Here is a 15,362-nt window from a genome sequence, read left to right on the forward strand (position 1 = left end):
TGTCGAGGCGACCTGAAGCCCGTTACGGCGATTTCTTGCGCTCGTCATCAGCAAGAAACCGGCCGTACGTCCCTCGCGCAAACAGCAAAGCGTCCTTGGTATTGTAGGCATAGGCCTCGACCGCGCCGAGAAAGATCACGTGATCGCCGCCATAATAGCGGTTGACGGATCGGCACTGAAAATTGGCAACGCTCTCGGCGAGCACCGGCGCGTTGCCGAGGCCCGGCGCCCATTCTATTCCGGCGAACTTGTCGTCGGACGATTTTGCGAATTTGTTCGCAAGCGCCTGCTGCGAAGTGCCGAGTACGTGGACGGTGAAATGGCTGGCGTTCTGAAACACGGGCAGGCTCGAAGAGTAAACTCCGAGGCTCCAGAGGACCAGAGGCGGATTCAAGGAGACCGACGCGAACGAGTTGCAGGTGATGCCATAAGGCCTTCCATCAGGGGCCGCGGCGGTGATGATCGTTACGCCGGTGGCATAGGTGCCGAGCGCGTTGCGAAAATCACGGGGATCGATCGGCGAGCTGTCGCTCGCAAGTTCGTTGGCTGGATCAGGGACGGCCGGCTGCTTCGGCAGATCGTTCATCGGCCGGCCTCACAACGTGAGATTCTCGGACGGCAGGCCCAGCGCCACGCGTCCATAGTTGGTACCGGCCGCATCGAAATTGAACGCGAGATGCGAGTTGATTGCGTGAGCATCGCGGAACTGCCGCTGCAACACGCCCGTCGTGAACAGGCCGCGCGCCCCGCTCGCCGCAAACAGCATCGAGACCGCGTCCGTACACAAGTTCACTGAGAAAGCCCCGTCGCGTCGATATCTGGTCTTGGCCGCCATATCAGGAACATGACCACGCCTGGCATCTTCCATGGCATCGATACAAGCCGAACGCATGATCAGGCGCGCAGCGTCGATCTTGGCCGAGGCCTCCGCGATCTTGATTTGCGTGCTTTGGAAGTCGCTCAGCTTGGCACGGTTGTAGGTGGAAATGCGGTGCCGCACGACCTCGACATAGTCATTCAGACACGCCTGCGCATTCCCCAGCGCGACGCCGGACAGCACGTAAGGAAACAGCGAGAACACAGGTAACGCATACAACGGATTGGGATTGATCTTGCTTCCCGGCGACCGACCACCGATGAGCTCACCGACGGCGACCGTCATGTGGTCGGCCACGAAGGCGTCCCGCACTTCGACGTCGCAGGATCCCGTACCGCGCAATCCCGCGACATTCCAGGTGTCGAGGACTTTGTAATCGCCTTTCGGGAGCAGGAATATCCGATACTCGATGCCTTCCGCTTCATCGTCAGAGGAGACCACGCTTGCGAGCATGTTCCATTCGCAGGACGCGACGCCCGAGGAGAATGGCCAGCTTCCGCGTAGCCGGTATCCGCCGTCGACCTTCGTGGCGCGGCCGGCAGGAAAGATGAATGAGGATGCAATCAGCGTATCCGGATCACGGCCCCAGACGAGATCCTGCGCCTTTTGCTCGAACATACCGAGCATCCAGTGATGGCTTGCCAGATTGGCGAGATTCCAGGCCACCGACGCGTCTGCCTGTCCGAGCAGGTCTGTGCAATCGATCAAGGCGACATAGTCGAGCTCAGCCCCGCCAATACGCCTCGGCTGGAGCAACCGGAACAGGCCGGCGTCGTGCATGTCTCGTTCGGTTTCGGGCGGTAGATGCCGCAGCTCTTCGGTCCGGGCCGCCCGCTCTCGCAACCGAGGCACGAGCGCCCGGGTCTTCGCGAGCATTGCCGCATAGGCGCGTTCGCCGGATTCCGAACCGGTGGGCTGGCCCATGCTTGGCTCTTGACCAGGCGCCATTTGTGTCCCTCGCTTTCACACAGTTATGCGGCGGGAACCTCGCTAAATCAAGCTGGGGCAGCGTTGACGGGCCGCGGTTGCCCTGTACCCCGAGCCCAAAAGGATGCGATGTCGCGAACGCCGGCATCGCGAAGCAGCGATCCGCAAGCCGCGCGATGCTTGGTGCCGCGGAATCAACCTCTCCGGTTCAAGCCGGCGAAGGCTTGCCTGAACCAAAGACTCCCTTTTGGGCGAGCTCCGTGATCTGACGCTCGTCATAACCAAGTGTGTCGCGCAAGACATTCTCGGTATGCTCGCCGAGAAGAGGTGCGGCAACAGGATCAATCGCGCTGGTCAGGCTCATGGTAATCGGGGTCTCGATATTGGGGACCCAGTCCGCCGTAGGGTGCGGAATCCGGCTCAGGCGGTGGCGCTGACGCGCCTCGGGCGCGTTGAAGCCCTCCTCGACCGTCCGGAGATAACCGACTGGAATATTGGCCAGCTTCATCTTCGCCATCCAGTTCTCGAGGGTATCGCTCGCAAAGACCTCCGCGATGGCCGCCCGCAAGAGTTCCTTGTTCTCGGAGCGCGCCTTGCGCGTGGCGAACTGCGGATCGGTGATCAGGTCGGGCCGGTCCAGCACCTCGACCACCAGCCGGCGATAGAGCCGGTCGTTCGCGCAGGCCATGTAAAGCGGCCCATCGGAGGCCTCATAGACGCCGACCGTGGGAGACCCGCTCGGCGAATTGCCGAACCGGCCAGGGTTCTCGCCGTTGATCAGATAGGCCATGCCGTAGAAGCCGGTCATCCCCATGGCGATGTCGAACAGGGCGACTTCGACATGCTGTCCGCGGCCGAGCCGATCCCGTGCCAATAGCGCCAGCAGGATGGCGTTGCAGGCAGACATCCCTGTCGCCATGTCCACGATGGGTGGGCCGGTACGAACCGCGGGGCCATCGGCGAACCCGTTGAGCGACATGAAGCCACTTTCCGCCTGCGTGATGGGATCGAAGCCGGGCCGCGAGGCGAACGGGCCGGTCCGTCCATAAGCGGAGATCGAGCAATAGACCAGACGCGGATTGAGCGGCGCGACAGCCTCATAGTCGAGGCCGAATTTCTTCATGACCCCGCTCGAAAAATTCTCCACGACCACATCCGCCCTGCGGATCAGATCCAGCGCGATCTCGCGGGCCTCCGGCACGGCAAGGTCGAGCGCAATGCCTCGCTTGTTGCGGTTCAGGCTGAGATAGGCCGCGCTTTCGCCGCCGATTTCGGCATGCTCATAGGCGCGCGTGTCGTCGCCGCCGTCCGGATTTTCGATCTTGATGACGCGCGCGCCAAAATCGGCAAGCGTCTGCGTGCAGGCTGGCCCCGCCACGACGCGCGTAAAGTCGACGACGAGAAGACCATCGAGTGCAGTCGGCCCTCCCGTCGCCCGCGACGAACGTTCCGGCAATTGAGGCTTGGTGGACATCGACAGCGCTCCCTTACATCGGCTTATGGTCGCCGAATTTCCTGAAGGAGCAAACTTAAAGCCCGGCGCCGCCGACTTCGCAAGTGCTTCACTAACCTCACCTGAAATGGAAAAACGGCCCGGCAGCCATCAAGCTGCCGGGCCGTTGGGCATTCTGGGGCTACCGAAGCTACGCCACGTCTCGCACGCCGTTCCAGTTTGCGAAAGTGACGTTCCACATCAGGGAAACCTGCTCGAATTGCTCAGCGAAGCGACCTTCGCCAATAAAGCGAATGCGACCAAGCCCAGGGCACCTCGGGTTCGTAGAGCCGATAGCCCGCCTGGATGAAATTATTGGCAGACACCGGATTGTCCGTCGTGTCGGAGACAATGCTGTCCCACTTTTGCTCGAATTGTGCGGGCGCAATCGAGGCATTCGGACAGCTCAAGGTATTCATGAGCGAGCGCCGGCCGAGCTAGCCCGCGACACCCACATTCGCTCTAACGAGGATGCTTCCCGCGCCTGATCCTTAGCCGTGCCAAATGCCGATACAGACCGCACACAAGCCACCCATGTTCGAAATCCACGTCGACGACCTCACCAGCGATCCGACCCGCCGCCTCCTCGCCCTGCACCTTGCCGGCGTGCACGCGAGCTCGCCGCCCGGCAGCGCGTTCGCGCTCGACCTCTCCGGGCTGACGACGCCGGGCGTCACTGTCTGGTCGGTACGCTACGGCCTCGAGGTGGTCGCCATCAGCGCGCTGAAGGAGCTGGGCGACGGCAGCGCCGAGGTGAAGTCGATGCGGACCCATCCCGATCATCTGCGCCGGGGCGTCGCGGCGCTGCCGCTGGACCACATCGCAAGCGAAGCCAAAGCGCGCGGGCTGACCCGGCTGAGCCTCGAGACCGGAAGCGGCCCGGCGTTCGAACCGGCGCTGGCGCTCTACCGCAAGTATGGTTTTCGTGAACGGCGAGGCCTTCGCCGATTACGAGCCGAGCGCCTTCAATCAATTCCTGCACCTGAAACTCCCGGACTGATCGCGTCGCATGGCCTCGTCGCCATCGTCCGGTTCAGCGGGCGAGAATGAGTAAACAGCGGAGCGCCAGCAGATGCGCAGCAGCTCGCTGCGCGGAAGTCAGTCCAGTGCAACCCCGAGATATGTTGCGTAGATCATCGCGGCCACGAGGGAGAGCAGCAGGCCCGCCCCCCAGAAGATCACCAGCACTTTGAGAGTTTCGACCTCGACGTTGGCTCCCGTTGCGCGGGATATTGCCTTTGCAAGTGCAGTCATCATCGGCAGCTCCAGCGTGCGCCTGAAGGGCGCCCGATCCGGTTCTAACCTAGCGGCACCAGCAGGATCGGCATGTGAACTGGATTACAGCCGCGGCGAGGACGCCGGCGTCACTCTTCCGCAAGCTTCCGCGCGATGTAGGCGTCCACCGTTTCGGCGAACGATCGCTGCACGCCGACCGCGGCAATGTGCTGGTCGAGCGCATCACGCTGGAGCACGCGCAGGCCGCGCCCGCGGAGGCTGACCGGCGTGATGTTCAGATATTGATCGATGGCGCCTTCCGCGAGCGGGATTGCTCTCGGATCTCCCCTTGCGATCAACAGCCTCAAGAGGCTCTGGCAATCTGCCAAACCCGGCATGGGCTCTCACCCGCGCGAGGATTTCGGCCTCGGCTGCTTGACCGGCGTGGTCTGCCTGCCGAACAGCGCCAGCAGCAGCGCGACTTCTTCCTTCGAACCGACCTGGATCATGACTTGTCTCCTTTTCGCTCCGTTGGTCGCGGCGAGCGGGCGGGGCGTTCAGGATGATCTGGTTTCAGCAATGTTTCAGGCGTGTTTCGTCGAGGCGGTGACGCGCAATCAATGCGCGCGACCTTCGGTCCGCCAGCAGCCGGACGCGGCCATGCCAGAAGCATCCGACGTTCACTCTCGAGCCACGAGCCAGCGTCAGAGCCCCGGACCGAGGAGCTCGATACATGCCAAAGGCGAATCGACAAGAAGTGCCCCAACACAAAATCCCATAGTGCCAAGCACGACGGCCCCCAGCTAGTGCTCAGATCAGAAGCAGTGATGGACCGGAATCGACGCGGCGTCCGCTAAGGGCCCAAGCAGACGTTTCGCAAGCAGCTTCTAGAAATTATACTCGACACGCAGCAATGCTTGATGCCGCGTGAACTTCGCGAGGTCGAGCGAGGTGGGCATGTCGGAGGAGCGCCGAGATGTGCGAATCCCAGGCCGTAAATTTCCGCCAACCTTGCGGCCGATTTTGCGGGCTGACCCGACAACGACTGATGCTCCCTCGAAACCATCAGCATGTCGTACACTTGGCGCGGTGAAGCCTTGAAGGTGACCGTCTGTTGCGGCGTCTTGGTCTTCATCTGAGATCTCCCCCATCAAGCGGTTTGCCTTCGCGATCCTAACTTGAGACGGGAGTGGAAACGATGGAACTACTTGGATCCGCATATCTGTACACGCTTGCGACTCTGGCAATGACATTTGCCGGCTTCTGCGCAATCGTCATCGTCCTGCGTCAAACGACTCGCCACGGTATATCGGGCTTCCACCTTGTTCTGACCCGATTGTACCTGGAGTCTGGACTCTTCTCGGCGGCATTCTGCATGTCGCCTCCATTGTTGGCACTTTGCGGCCTGACTGAGACCGCGGTTTGGCGTACCTCAAGCGCAATCATAGCAACGGTATTCCTCTGCTTCGGCGCGACCTATCCAATGCGTCGCGCTGCCATCACGACAGGCCCAGTGCCGCGCGCTCGCTGGATGCCAATCGCCTCAGTCTCGATGCTCGTCGTCGTCGCGCTCGTCAGCAACGCCGCCGGGTTTCCGTATCGACCGACAATTGGACCGATAGCTGTCGCTGCGACCTGGACTCTGGGCTGTGGGGCAACGGTCTTCGTACTGGCGCTCAATGCAGTCTGGACGGACACTGCCGAGACTGAGACCGACCGCTGAAGTCCGTTTCGGGTCCACTAGCTGCCATGGGAAAGACCGCCGCCAGGACCTTCCATCGGCCAGTAGCTGCCTCGACACCGACCGTGAACGCTTCCGTGCAGGGCCCGGCGGGCTAGACGTCCCGCAGACGCAGCCAGATATCGGCGCTCGAAAATGTGCGCGATTCCGTCAGCATGATGATGTCGACCACCCGCAGTGAGTTTGGCGGATCGTAGATAAACTTCAGATGCGAAGGACGCGTGGTGAAATCCGGCGTCATCTCGAAGTCGCCCGACTCCAGCGCGGCGGTTATCAGCCGCGCCACATCACGTTCGCTCAGCGGGGCGGACAGCAGCGCATCGATCAGTGCCTCAACGCTGAGGCCATCGCGGAGCAGCAGGCGCGCATGGCTGTCGCCATACGCCCGCCGCAACACATCAACGATAGTGGCAACTGCATGCGGATCGCGCATGTTCTGTCAGAACATCAGAACGAGGACCGCCCTGAGGATCACTGGCAGTGTCCCCGGAAGAATGACCATCACGCGGTGTTTCGCCCGTTGGACGAACAGTACTCCGCGATCGGGCCGCGGTGATGTGCAGTTTGTGCCAAAATCGAAAAGCGCCGCAATCATGACAACAGCGTGAGGTAGTGATTCGTTCCGGTAGCCGGCGTTCGTGGGTTGCCCCGCGATCCCCAAGAACTCACACTCAGGGCAACCGACGATTGGGCGTGCAAGGGCGCTTGGTCCCCATACCTCGCGCCCTTGTGCTGCTTTTGACCGCCGCCCGCCGCACATTCGCAAGCGAGCCGAAAGCTATAGAACGCGCCCAGCGTTTCGTCCGCTTCTAGCGACCGGAAGCCGACATTCGCGAGGGATAGGCTCCCATGCTGCCATCTTGCCGGTGTTTTGCCCGACGGGTCAAACTTTATCTAAAATGCAGCGACGCGGATTTGGCGAAATGAAATCTCTTCGCGCCATGCTGGGACATCCCCCTTGCGCAGACGCAATCGGGACAATTTCGGAGAGATGACCGATGTACTACGTCGCCGCTGCATTGCTGGTGCTGTCGGGACTGTTCTACTCAGCGAGCCAGCACGAGATCGGCTCGTTCGGCGTCACCATGTGCACCTATGGCAGCTCGTTCTGCGAAAACCCGATGATTGTCTTTTCCGGCGCGGCGCTGGCCGCCGCCTGGGGCATGTTCGTCAGCATCAAGTAGGGCGAAGCCCGGCCCCCGCTCGAGGCCGGGCTGCATCGTTCAAGTTTCCGCCAGGCCTACTGCCGGCTAGCGCCGCTCGATCCCGGAATCTGGCCGCCGAACTTCGCCGGGCCGGTACCGCTGACGCTCGTCGGGCCGCTGGCCGTCCCGTTCGGATCGGTTCGCGCGGCGGTGCGGCCGGGGCCGCGCATCATGTTCATCGAATTCCACCAGCCATGATGGTGTCGCTTGGCGCTATGGGCCGAGGCGTAGCCGGCGGAGATGGCGAGCAGGACGGCCAAAACAAGAGCTGTCGCTTTCATCGGTGATTCCTCCTGCCGAGCAAACGTCCCTCCGCCTTGCTCGTTCCTTGCTGCCGATGAAGTCCTACCTCTCGTTCTGCTTTACCGTTCGCGCACGATGCGCTCGGCGACATGGCGTTCGGTGCGGCTGCGGCAGTGGTTGCGCAGCATGCGATAGATCAGCGCCGCGAGCAGGATGAAGGCACCGATGAAGACGACGCTTCCAGGCCCACAATACCCTCCAGCTAAATACGCTGCCCAGCCAGCTCCTTGCGGACGGCGGCGGCCGAATTGCCGACCTTGTCGACGGCCTTTTTCAGCTCGTCCTTCGACACGCCGAGCGCGTGCGTCCAGTACTTGACCTCGAAGGCCTGGTCCATGTTGATCTTGCTGCGGTCCGGTTGCTCGCGCTTCGTCAGGCTGTCCATGGCGCTTTCCTCGTTCTGCACAGGACAAACGCCGCGATGAACCGGCCGTTCCCAACGGGCCTCGCTCGCGACCGGCCTTGTCATCAACAATCCTTCGCGATTCCCGCGACGCAAATCGTCCCGAGCAGACGGAGGCGATCGCTCAGGGGATGAACACCTCGCCGGTGTCCATGCGCACGTTGCGAATGGCGCGGCAGGCCTCCATGCTTGCGCGATTGCCTTCCTGCATGAAGCTCAGCAGCAGCGAGCGTCGCCGCGCGCCGGAGTGATTGCAGGTCGCCCCGTGCGGCAGATCGGCGTCGAACACCAGGATGTCCCCCGCCTCGCCCGCCGTCGTCAGGGACAGGGTCTCGTCCGGCTCGCCGCCGTCGAGATGACGCGGAACGATACGCGTGGCGCCGTTGTCCGGCCCGTAAGCGTCGAGGAAGACCAGGGCGGCGACGGCTTTCATGCCTGCGCCATCGCGATGCAGGGGCTGGTGGCCGCCGCCAGCAGCGACTGCAGGCGGCAGGTTCGCTGCACCGTCGGATCCAGATCGACGAGGGCGTGGCGCCAGCCGGCGCCGCGCGGGGCGGCCCATTGGTCGCCGGTCCCCACGCCGGCATCGAAGGCGGCGCGCAGCGCATCGCGCCACCCTGCAGGAACTGCGCCCCGCAGTAGGAGATAGCCGTCGCGGTCGAGGGCAGCCGCCTCTTCCGCGTTCAGCGCATCGACCTTGGTGGGGGGCACGCTAAGGCTCATGGTGCTCCCTACAATCTCAACGTGCTCCACGCAAGTGCTTCGCGCACCCGCCAGGGGCGCGAGACTCGTTTCAAGGTGGAGCGAGGCAACTGCAAAAGAAAAGCCCGCGACTGGTACGCGACCAGTGACAGTGCGGGCTCGACGAGTTCTGTGATGATAGAAATCTACTGGTGTTTTGCCCGACGTGTCAAACGCATGACGGACCGGCCGCTTCAGCAGACGGCGCGACGCTCGCCGGCGATGGAACTTTGCAGCGATGATCGCAATTGAAGCGTAAATTCGCAATTCCGGAACATCAGCCCTGTCGAACCGATCGCAACACCGCACCGCCAAGAACGACCGCTCCGACGCGCCGACGAAGTCCGGGCCGCCACTGCTGCGGCGGCTTGGTCCCGGCCTCATCACCGGCGCGGCCGACGACGATCCGTCGGGCATCGCCACCTATTCGCAGGCCGGCGCGCAATTCGGCTTCGGACTGCTGTGGACGGTGTTTCTGACCCTGCCGTTCATGATCGCGATTCAACTCGTGAGCGCGCGGATCGGCCGGGTCACCGGCAAGGGCCTCGCCGCCAACGTCATGCAGCTCGGACCGCGCTGGATCGTGATGGCGCTGGTCTCCCTGCTCGTCATCGCCAATACCTTCAACATCGCCGCCGACATCGCCGCGATGGCGGAATCGCTCTCGCTGGTGATCGGCGGACTCAACCACGAGCATGCGCTGATCTTCGCGGCCGGCTCGACCCTGCTCCAGGTCTTTCTGCCCTACCGCCGATACGCACCAGTGCTGAAATTCCTGACGCTGACGCTGTTCGCCTATGTCGCGACCGCCTTCACGGTGAAGATTCCCTGGGGCACGGCGCTACTCGCCGCGGTGTGGCCGGAGGTGAATGTCAGCGCCGACTATTTCATGATGGTCGTTGCCGTGCTCGGCACCACCATCAGCCCCTATCTTTTCTTCTGGCAGGCCTCGCAGGAGGTCGAAGAGATGAACCAGGGCAAGCGCGACAAGCCGCTGCGCGATCTTCAGAGCGGCGGCGATCCCGAGATCGCGCGCATCAGGGCCGATACCATCGTCGGCATGCTGCTCTCCAATTGCATTGCCTTCTTCATCATCCTGACCACGGCCGCGGTACTGAACGCCAATGGCGTCACCAACATCAATTCGGCAACAGAAGCCGCCGAAGCGCTGCGACCGCTCGCCGGCGACTTCACTTTCGCGCTGTTCGCGCTCGGCATCATCGGCACGGGCCTCCTGGCGATCCCGGTGCTGGCCGGCTCGGCGGCATACGGCGTTGCGGAGATTTTCGGCTGGCGCGCCACGCTGGAAGCCAAGCCCGAGAAGGCGGTCGGCTTCTATACCATCATCGCCGCGGCGACGATCATTGGCTTCGGTCTCGGCTTCACCGGGATCGACTCGATCCGCATGCTGGTGTGGAGCGCGGTGCTCAACGGCATTGTCGCCGTTCCCATCATGGCGATGATGATGCTGATCGTCTCGAGCGCCGCCATCATGGGCCGCTTCAGGGCTCGCTCATGGCTGATCGCGCTGGGCTGGCTCGGCACCGCGCTGATGGCGCTCGCTGTCCTCGCCTTGCTCGGGTCGTCCTTGTTCGGCTGATTAGACCGGCGATAGTGCCGTCATTGGCTAACCCCACTGGATTCTACGGAGCTTTCCGCTGCAAAAGACCGGATGGCGCTTCCCGCGGTACTTGGCGGGCTTCACGGAGCAGTGCCGTTGGCTTAACAATTGCGGCTGGGGCCGGGCTTGCTACCGGACCATAAGAAAAACAGGCAAGGCCGGACGACAGGGAGCGACATGACCAAATCATCAAAAGCAACAAGCCTCGAAATCCTCGCCTGCGATGCCGGCTGGAGAAACTACCACTTCGTCAAGCTGACGACGGAAGACGGCGTCGTCGGCTGGAGCGAGTTCGACGAGGGCTTCGGCTCGCCCGGCGTTGGCGCTGCGATCCAGCGCCTGTCCGCCCGGGTCATCGGGCAGAACGTCTTCCAGCATGAGCGCATCTACGCCGAGTTGTTCGCGGCTACGCGGCCCGCCGCCGGCGGCGTGGTGGCGCAGGCGCTCGGCGCGATCGAGAATGCCCTGCTCGATGTCAAGGCGAAGTGCCTTGGCGTGCCTTGCTACGAACTCCTCGGCGGCAAAATCCGCGACCGCGTCCGGGTCTACTGGTCGCATTGCGCGACGTGGCGGATCAATCACCCGTCCTGGTACAAGCCACCGATCGAAAACCTTGACGGCGTCAAGGCGATCGGGCGCGAGGTGCGCGAGAAGAAGTTCACCGCGCTCAAGACCAACATCTTCTCCTATGACGACGGCAAGCCGGCCGGCTGGCGCCCTGGCTTCGGCTCACCTTTCGCGCCCGAGATCAACGTCGATCGCAAGATCCTGCGCGACCTGCGCGTGCATCTCGAGGCAATCCGCGACGGCGCGGGGCCCGACGTCGATATCCTGCTCGACTGCAACTTCAACGCCAAGACCGAAGGCTATCTGAAGATCCTGCGCACCATCGCCGATCTCGACATGTTCTGGATCGAGATCGACAGTTTCAATCCGGAAGCACTCGGCTATATCCGCAGGCAGAGCCCGCATCCCATCTCATCCTGCGAGACGCTATTGGGCCTGCGGGAATTTCTACCCTATTTCCATGAGCAAGCGATGGACGTCGCGATCATCGACACGCCCTGGAACGGCGTTTGGCAATCGATGAAGATCGCAGCCGCCGCGGAAGCGTTCGAGGTCAACGTCGCCCCGCACAATTTCTACGGCCATCTCTGCTCGATGATGAACGCGCATTTCTGCGCCGCGGTGCCGAACCTGCGCATCATGGAGATCGATATCGATCGTCTCGCCTGGGACCGCGAGCTCTTCACGCACGAGCCGGTGTTTCAAAACGGTCATCTGGTCATTCCTGATCGGCCCGGCTGGGGTACCGAGCCGAACGAGGAAGCCTTGCGTGCGCATCCGCCGAAGACGAGCGGCGGGCTTCTGAGCTACGGTCGCAAGAGCTGAGGCCTGCTACGGCGTCACGGGATTGACGGTCGAGGACGTCTTTGGCCCCGGCCGCTCCGGCTCGACCGGCGATTTCGGCTCGGTCGGAAGCACCTTGGCGCCGACCGCGTGCGCAGCCTCGCCCGTCGTCGCATACATCGCGACGTGGGCCGGCTGCGTCTTGGCGCGGCTCCACGGCCCGTGATCGACGATCAACATCGCAGCAATCGTCAGGCCGGCCACAATCAGCGCGATCACGCCGGGATGGCGAAGCGCTGAGGACATCGAGTTTGCGAAGCGATCAGTTGTCATCGAAGGACCCACACTTTTTCCTCTCGCGGGTTAATTCAAATGCGTCCCGCGAGTTCCGCTTTTGCTCAAGCAAGTTCCGAGCTACCGCGCGGAACTCGATCGTCTCCTCTGATTCATTTCACGTCTGGACGTGCATCGCCGACGAACCCATCGCGGTTCGGCATTTTGACCCCCGCAAGCGATTTGGCGTCGAGCGTGGCATCCGCTGCCACCAGCCCGTTGAGGTTCAGGACATAGGCGGACACTGCATAGACGTCGTCATCGCTCAGCGACTGCGGCGCGTTCTGCGGCATGGCGCGGCGAATGTAGTCGAACAATGTCGGCGCATAGGGCCAATAGCTGCCAACGGTGCGGATAGGCCTGGCCGTTCCGATCGCACCTCGACCACCGACAAGCCGGTCACCCAATCCGCCCTCGCCTTTGTCGCCATGGCATGAGGCACATTGCTGCGCAAACACCTCGCGTCCATGGCTGACTGAACCACTTCCTGTCGGGAGATTGCTGCCGTCGCGTCCGATATCGATATTCCAGCCCGCGATCTCGGCGGCCGTCGCCGGCCGCCCGATGCCGTAGGGACTCTGCGCCTGCGCTCCGCTCGCCCAAGCACCGAGCAGGATCGCAAAGGCAACGCCGCAGGTCTCACGCCAGCGCATTTGTCACCTCGCCGTCGGCTGCGATGCGCCAGGGCCAGATCGCGTTGTTGTGGTAGAAATAATTCTCGCCGCGTACTGCAAGCAGCTCGGCCAACGTCGGCTGCACATAACCGGTCTCGTCGATGGCGCGGCTCTGAATCACGGCGGGCTTGCCGTCCCATCGCCAGGGCAATCGGAAACGCGTCAAGGCGCGAGTCAGCACTGGCTCCTGCAATCGCGCCTCCTGCCAGCTCTTGCCGTCATCGACCGATACTTCGACGCGCTTGATCTTGCCATGGCCACTCCAGGCGATGCCGGTGATCTCCTGGAAGCCGGGCGCGCTTAGACGCTGGCCGCCCGAGGGACGGGTGATGATCGACTTCGCTTCCATGTAGAAGGAAAACTCGCGCGCCGTTCCATCCGGCAAGAGGTCGGTGTATTTCGAGGTCTCCTCGCGCGAATAGACCGGCTCCGCGGTCACGTGCAGGCGGCGCAGCCATTTCACGCTCATATTGCCTTCAAAGCCCGGCAGGAACAGCCGGAGCGGATAGCCCTGCTGTGGGCGCAGCCGCTCGCCGTTCTGGCTGTAGACCAGCATCGCGTCCTCGAGACACTTCTCGATTGGGATGCTTCGGGTCAGAGCTGCCGCGTCGGCGCCTTCGGCAATGACCCATTTGGCCTCCGGCTTCAGCCCGGCCTCCTGAAGCACCAGCTTCAGGCTCACGCCCGTCCATTCCGCGCAGCTCAACAGACCCACGAGGTCCGATGCGGTCTTGCCGTAGGGCTTGGCGTAACCGGGATTGCCGGAGCATTCGAGAAAGTGGACGCGCGACTCCGACGGAAAGCGGCGCAGATCGTCCATGCTGAAGATCAGGGGCCGCTCGACAAGACCGTGAAGCATCAGCCGGTGCTGCGCCGGATCGATGGTCGGGACGCCGCCATGATGCCGCTCGTAGAACAGGCCGTTCGGCGTGATGATGCCGTCGAGCTCCTGCAACGGCGTCCGGCCGGATGCGGAAATGTATTGCTTGAGATTCTTCGAAATGTTCTTGACGACGCCCTTCTCGAACGGCGACGGCGTGCCGTAGGGCTGGCTTCCCATGGGCTCGCCCGGCGTTTTCATCCATTCAGGGACGGCAGGCGGAAGATTGTCTCCGCTGCGACCGCGGCGTTTGCGCCCAGCACGGCGCCTCCCGCCACCGCGGTGCCACTCTGCAGGAAGCGACGGCGTGTTGTTCGCGCGGATTTATGGTTGGCGTCGATCATGCTGCTCATTGCGGGCCCTCGGCTGAAGCTCGACCCGCATGAAACCCTCCGCGAAGCGGATTTGCAATTCGCAGCTATTTCAAAAGCAGGCGATTTCGATCGGGACTGATCCAAATCCGGCGGCCACGACAGCAGTTCTGTTCTTTGCGATGCACAAACGGCTCGCGCTTCACTCGCCCGGCGCGATGGCATTGCTTGGCGTGGGCCGGTCGGTGATCTGCTGACCGAACAGGCTGCCGATCAGCTCGACCGCGGTGCGCGCGGTGCGGCCGCGCTCGTCGAGGAACGGATTGAGCTCGACGATGTCGACCGATCCTACCACCCCGGAATCGTGCAGCAGCTCCATGATCAAATGCGCCTCGCGATAGGTCGCCCCGCCCGGCACCGTGGTGCCGACACCCGGCGCCACACATGGATCGAGAAAATCGACGTCGAAGCTGACATGCAGCACGCCATTGCTCGCTTTGACCCGCTCGATGACGCGCCGGATCAAAACGGCGACGCCGAACTCGTCGATCTGGCGCATGTCGACAACCCTGATCCGGCGCGTGCGCATCAACTCCTTCTCGAGCTTGTCGATCGAACGCGCGCCGAACAGATCGAGCCTGTCAGGATCGATCGAGGAGCGCGGATCGTCGCCTAGCAGGCCGTCGAGGCCCGGCTCGCCGCACAGAAACGCCGCCGACATGCCGTGCATGTTCGCGGTGATCGTCGTCTCCGGCGTATTGTAATCGGCATGCGCATCGAGCCAGAGCACGAACAGCTCGCGCCCGCGCTCCTGCCAATGACGCGCCATCGCATTGGCCGAGCCCATGGACAGCGTGTGGTCGCCGCCGAGAAAGATCGGGAGCGCGCCGGTTTTCGCAATCTCATAACCTCTGCGGCTCAGCACGCGCGTCCAGCGCTGAATTTCGCGGTAGTGATTGGCCTTTTCGGGCGGCCTGTCAGCAAGGTCTGCGATCTCGGCCACGGAGAGATCGCCGAAGTCGACGACTTCGAAATCCAGGCTTTCGAGCAGTGTCGTGAGGCCGGCGGTGCGCAGCGCCGCAGGGCCCATCAGGGTGCCGCGCTGCGAAGCTCCCATATCGATGGGCGCGCCCAGCAACGCGATGCGCCGGGCTCGATCCGTCATGGTTCGATCGGTCACGGCTGTCTCCCGAGATCAGCAAGGTTCAGCCAGCCTAACAGAGATTCGCATCCGTCGTCGCACGGGGATCGCTCCGCCCCCCGCCCGCAGGAACAAAATCCCGCGCGCC

Annotated in this window: 19 protein-coding genes and 2 pseudogenes; 6 read left to right on the top strand and 15 right to left on the bottom strand. The window is 62.9% G+C overall.

The features are described 5' to 3' along the window. Positions 1 to 22 precede the first annotated feature (22 nt). From AC630_RS04335 to AC630_RS46705, 4 genes and pseudogenes are all read right to left on the bottom strand, one after another. Positions 23 to 586, bottom strand: a complete 564-nt coding sequence (locus AC630_RS04335; RefSeq protein ID WP_074117239.1) for a flavin reductase family protein — start codon at positions 584 to 586, stop codon at positions 23 to 25. Positions 587 to 595: 9 nt separating this feature from the next. Then, a complete protein-coding gene (locus tag AC630_RS04340; protein WP_245330253.1) occupies positions 596 to 1,801 on the bottom strand; it encodes an acyl-CoA dehydrogenase family protein in 1,206 nt (401 codons plus the stop codon). A gap of 211 nt (positions 1,802 to 2,012) precedes the next feature. Then, complete coding sequence (locus tag AC630_RS04345; RefSeq protein WP_074117241.1) at positions 2,013 to 3,278, bottom strand: CaiB/BaiF CoA transferase family protein; 1,266 nt, start codon at positions 3,276 to 3,278, stop codon at positions 2,013 to 2,015. 242 nt (positions 3,279 to 3,520) lie between these two features. Further along, positions 3,521 to 3,658, bottom strand: a pseudogene (locus AC630_RS46705) (GNAT family N-acetyltransferase); the annotation flags it as partial. 172 nt (positions 3,659 to 3,830) lie between these two features. On the opposite strand from AC630_RS46705, the gene AC630_RS04355 reads away from it, so the two are divergent. Beyond that, positions 3,831 to 4,346 carry a GNAT family N-acetyltransferase gene (locus tag AC630_RS04355; RefSeq protein WP_245330254.1) on the top strand — a complete coding sequence of 172 codons (516 nt, stop codon included), beginning with the start codon at positions 3,831 to 3,833 and terminating at the stop codon, positions 4,344 to 4,346. Positions 4,347 to 4,394: 48 nt separating this feature from the next. Here AC630_RS04355 and AC630_RS45190 read toward each other — a convergent pair whose 3' ends face one another. Further along, positions 4,395 to 4,553, bottom strand: coding sequence for a hypothetical protein (locus AC630_RS45190; RefSeq protein WP_167561126.1), 159 nt, complete (start codon positions 4,551 to 4,553; stop codon positions 4,395 to 4,397). Positions 4,554 to 4,660: 107 nt separating this feature from the next. Beyond that, the gene (locus AC630_RS04360; protein WP_074117242.1) at positions 4,661 to 4,909 is read right to left on the bottom strand and encodes a hypothetical protein; all 249 of its coding nucleotides are present in this window, start codon (positions 4,907 to 4,909) and stop codon (positions 4,661 to 4,663) included. Positions 4,910 to 5,709: 800 nt separating this feature from the next. Here AC630_RS04360 and AC630_RS04365 point away from each other — a divergent pair. After that, the gene (locus AC630_RS04365) at positions 5,710 to 6,234 is read left to right on the top strand and encodes a hypothetical protein (RefSeq protein ID WP_143197804.1); all 525 of its coding nucleotides are present in this window, start codon (positions 5,710 to 5,712) and stop codon (positions 6,232 to 6,234) included. Positions 6,235 to 6,346: 112 nt separating this feature from the next. Here AC630_RS04365 and AC630_RS04370 read toward each other — a convergent pair whose 3' ends face one another. Then, entirely contained in the window at positions 6,347 to 6,685 is a 339-nt protein-coding gene (locus AC630_RS04370; protein WP_074117244.1) for a hypothetical protein, read from the bottom strand. Between the two features lie 565 nt (positions 6,686 to 7,250). Here AC630_RS04370 and AC630_RS04375 point away from each other — a divergent pair. Next, complete coding sequence (locus AC630_RS04375) at positions 7,251 to 7,436, top strand: hypothetical protein (protein ID WP_074117245.1); 186 nt, start codon at positions 7,251 to 7,253, stop codon at positions 7,434 to 7,436. A 56-nt stretch (positions 7,437 to 7,492) separates the two neighbouring features. Here AC630_RS04375 and AC630_RS04380 read toward each other — a convergent pair whose 3' ends face one another. From AC630_RS04380 to AC630_RS46715, 4 genes are all read right to left on the bottom strand, one after another. Continuing rightward, positions 7,493 to 7,738 (bottom strand): hypothetical protein, encoded by a 246-nt coding sequence (locus AC630_RS04380; protein WP_074117246.1) that lies wholly within the window; start codon positions 7,736 to 7,738, stop codon positions 7,493 to 7,495. Positions 7,739 to 7,962: 224 nt separating this feature from the next. Further along, positions 7,963 to 8,145 carry a DUF3606 domain-containing protein gene (locus AC630_RS04385; protein ID WP_074117306.1) on the bottom strand — a complete coding sequence of 61 codons (183 nt, stop codon included), beginning with the start codon at positions 8,143 to 8,145 and terminating at the stop codon, positions 7,963 to 7,965. 142 nt (positions 8,146 to 8,287) lie between these two features. After that, the gene (locus AC630_RS46710) at positions 8,288 to 8,596 is read right to left on the bottom strand and encodes a phytanoyl-CoA dioxygenase family protein (protein WP_245330255.1); all 309 of its coding nucleotides are present in this window, start codon (positions 8,594 to 8,596) and stop codon (positions 8,288 to 8,290) included. Continuing rightward, positions 8,593 to 8,886, bottom strand: a complete 294-nt coding sequence (locus tag AC630_RS46715) for a phytanoyl-CoA dioxygenase family protein (RefSeq protein WP_245330256.1) — start codon at positions 8,884 to 8,886, stop codon at positions 8,593 to 8,595. Before AC630_RS46715 ends, AC630_RS46710 begins: the two co-directional genes overlap by 4 nt. A gap of 373 nt (positions 8,887 to 9,259) precedes the next feature. Between AC630_RS46715 and AC630_RS04395 the strand changes: the two genes are divergently transcribed. Both AC630_RS04395 and AC630_RS04400 read left to right on the top strand, forming a co-directional pair. Beyond that, a complete protein-coding gene (locus AC630_RS04395) occupies positions 9,260 to 10,504 on the top strand; it encodes an NRAMP family divalent metal transporter (RefSeq protein WP_074117247.1) in 1,245 nt (414 codons plus the stop codon). 198 nt (positions 10,505 to 10,702) lie between these two features. After that, positions 10,703 to 11,917: a mandelate racemase/muconate lactonizing enzyme family protein gene (locus AC630_RS04400; RefSeq protein WP_074117248.1), complete on the top strand. Its 1,215-nt coding sequence runs from the start codon at positions 10,703 to 10,705 to the stop codon at positions 11,915 to 11,917. Positions 11,918 to 11,923: 6 nt separating this feature from the next. Here AC630_RS04400 and AC630_RS04405 read toward each other — a convergent pair whose 3' ends face one another. The 3 genes and pseudogenes from AC630_RS04405 to soxC all read right to left on the bottom strand — a co-directional run bounded on the left by AC630_RS04405 (position 11,924) and on the right by soxC (position 14,115). Continuing rightward, positions 11,924 to 12,208 (bottom strand): hypothetical protein, encoded by a 285-nt coding sequence (locus AC630_RS04405; protein ID WP_074117249.1) that lies wholly within the window; start codon positions 12,206 to 12,208, stop codon positions 11,924 to 11,926. A 113-nt stretch (positions 12,209 to 12,321) separates the two neighbouring features. After that, on the bottom strand, positions 12,322 to 12,861 hold the full coding sequence (locus tag AC630_RS04410; RefSeq protein ID WP_074117250.1) for a c-type cytochrome: 540 nt from the start codon (positions 12,859 to 12,861) through the stop codon (positions 12,322 to 12,324). Further along, a pseudogene (soxC, locus tag AC630_RS04415) lies at positions 12,848 to 14,115 on the bottom strand (sulfite dehydrogenase). Before soxC ends, AC630_RS04410 begins: the two are co-directional and overlap by 14 nt. Here soxC and AC630_RS47740 point away from each other — a divergent pair. Next, the gene (locus AC630_RS47740) at positions 14,093 to 14,215 is read left to right on the top strand and encodes a hypothetical protein (RefSeq protein ID WP_283808386.1); all 123 of its coding nucleotides are present in this window, start codon (positions 14,093 to 14,095) and stop codon (positions 14,213 to 14,215) included. The pseudogene soxC and the gene AC630_RS47740 overlap by 23 nt on opposite strands. A gap of 60 nt (positions 14,216 to 14,275) precedes the next feature. Here AC630_RS47740 and rocF read toward each other — a convergent pair whose 3' ends face one another. Continuing rightward, the gene (rocF, locus tag AC630_RS04420; RefSeq protein ID WP_074117251.1) at positions 14,276 to 15,253 is read right to left on the bottom strand and encodes an arginase; all 978 of its coding nucleotides are present in this window, start codon (positions 15,251 to 15,253) and stop codon (positions 14,276 to 14,278) included. Positions 15,254 to 15,362 lie beyond the last annotated feature (109 nt).

It is taken from the genome of Bradyrhizobium sp. AS23.2 (genome assembly GCF_001908185.1).
Lineage (GTDB): Bacteria > Pseudomonadota > Alphaproteobacteria > Rhizobiales > Xanthobacteraceae > Bradyrhizobium.

Bases quoted from the DNA above. Each gene is read 5' to 3' on its own strand.
- AC630_RS46710 (WP_245330255.1), bottom strand. From the start codon at position 8,596: ATGAAAGCCGTCGCCGCCCTGGTCTTCCTCGACGCTTACGGGCCGGAC.
- AC630_RS04370 (WP_074117244.1), bottom strand. From the start codon at position 6,685: ATGCGCGATCCGCATGCAGTTGCCACTATCGTTGATGTGTTGCGGCGG.
- AC630_RS04365 (WP_143197804.1), top strand. From the start codon at position 5,710: ATGGAACTACTTGGATCCGCATATCTGTACACGCTTGCGACTCTGGCA.
- AC630_RS45190 (WP_167561126.1), bottom strand. From the start codon at position 4,553: ATGATGACTGCACTTGCAAAGGCAATATCCCGCGCAACGGGAGCCAAC.
- AC630_RS04385 (WP_074117306.1), bottom strand. From the start codon at position 8,145: ATGGACAGCCTGACGAAGCGCGAGCAACCGGACCGCAGCAAGATCAAC.
- AC630_RS04400 (WP_074117248.1), top strand. From the start codon at position 10,703: ATGACCAAATCATCAAAAGCAACAAGCCTCGAAATCCTCGCCTGCGAT.
- AC630_RS04345 (WP_074117241.1), bottom strand. From the start codon at position 3,278: ATGTCCACCAAGCCTCAATTGCCGGAACGTTCGTCGCGGGCGACGGGA.
- AC630_RS04380 (WP_074117246.1), bottom strand. From the start codon at position 7,738: ATGAAAGCGACAGCTCTTGTTTTGGCCGTCCTGCTCGCCATCTCCGCC.
- AC630_RS04360 (WP_074117242.1), bottom strand. From the start codon at position 4,909: ATGCCGGGTTTGGCAGATTGCCAGAGCCTCTTGAGGCTGTTGATCGCA.
- AC630_RS04375 (WP_074117245.1), top strand. From the start codon at position 7,251: ATGTACTACGTCGCCGCTGCATTGCTGGTGCTGTCGGGACTGTTCTAC.
- AC630_RS04355 (WP_245330254.1), top strand. From the start codon at position 3,831: ATGTTCGAAATCCACGTCGACGACCTCACCAGCGATCCGACCCGCCGC.
- AC630_RS46715 (WP_245330256.1), bottom strand. From the start codon at position 8,886: ATGAGCCTTAGCGTGCCCCCCACCAAGGTCGATGCGCTGAACGCGGAA.
- AC630_RS04405 (WP_074117249.1), bottom strand. From the start codon at position 12,208: ATGACAACTGATCGCTTCGCAAACTCGATGTCCTCAGCGCTTCGCCAT.
- AC630_RS04410 (WP_074117250.1), bottom strand. From the start codon at position 12,861: ATGCGCTGGCGTGAGACCTGCGGCGTTGCCTTTGCGATCCTGCTCGGT.
- AC630_RS04335 (WP_074117239.1), bottom strand. From the start codon at position 586: ATGAACGATCTGCCGAAGCAGCCGGCCGTCCCTGATCCAGCCAACGAA.
- AC630_RS04340 (WP_245330253.1), bottom strand. From the start codon at position 1,801: ATGGGCCAGCCCACCGGTTCGGAATCCGGCGAACGCGCCTATGCGGCA.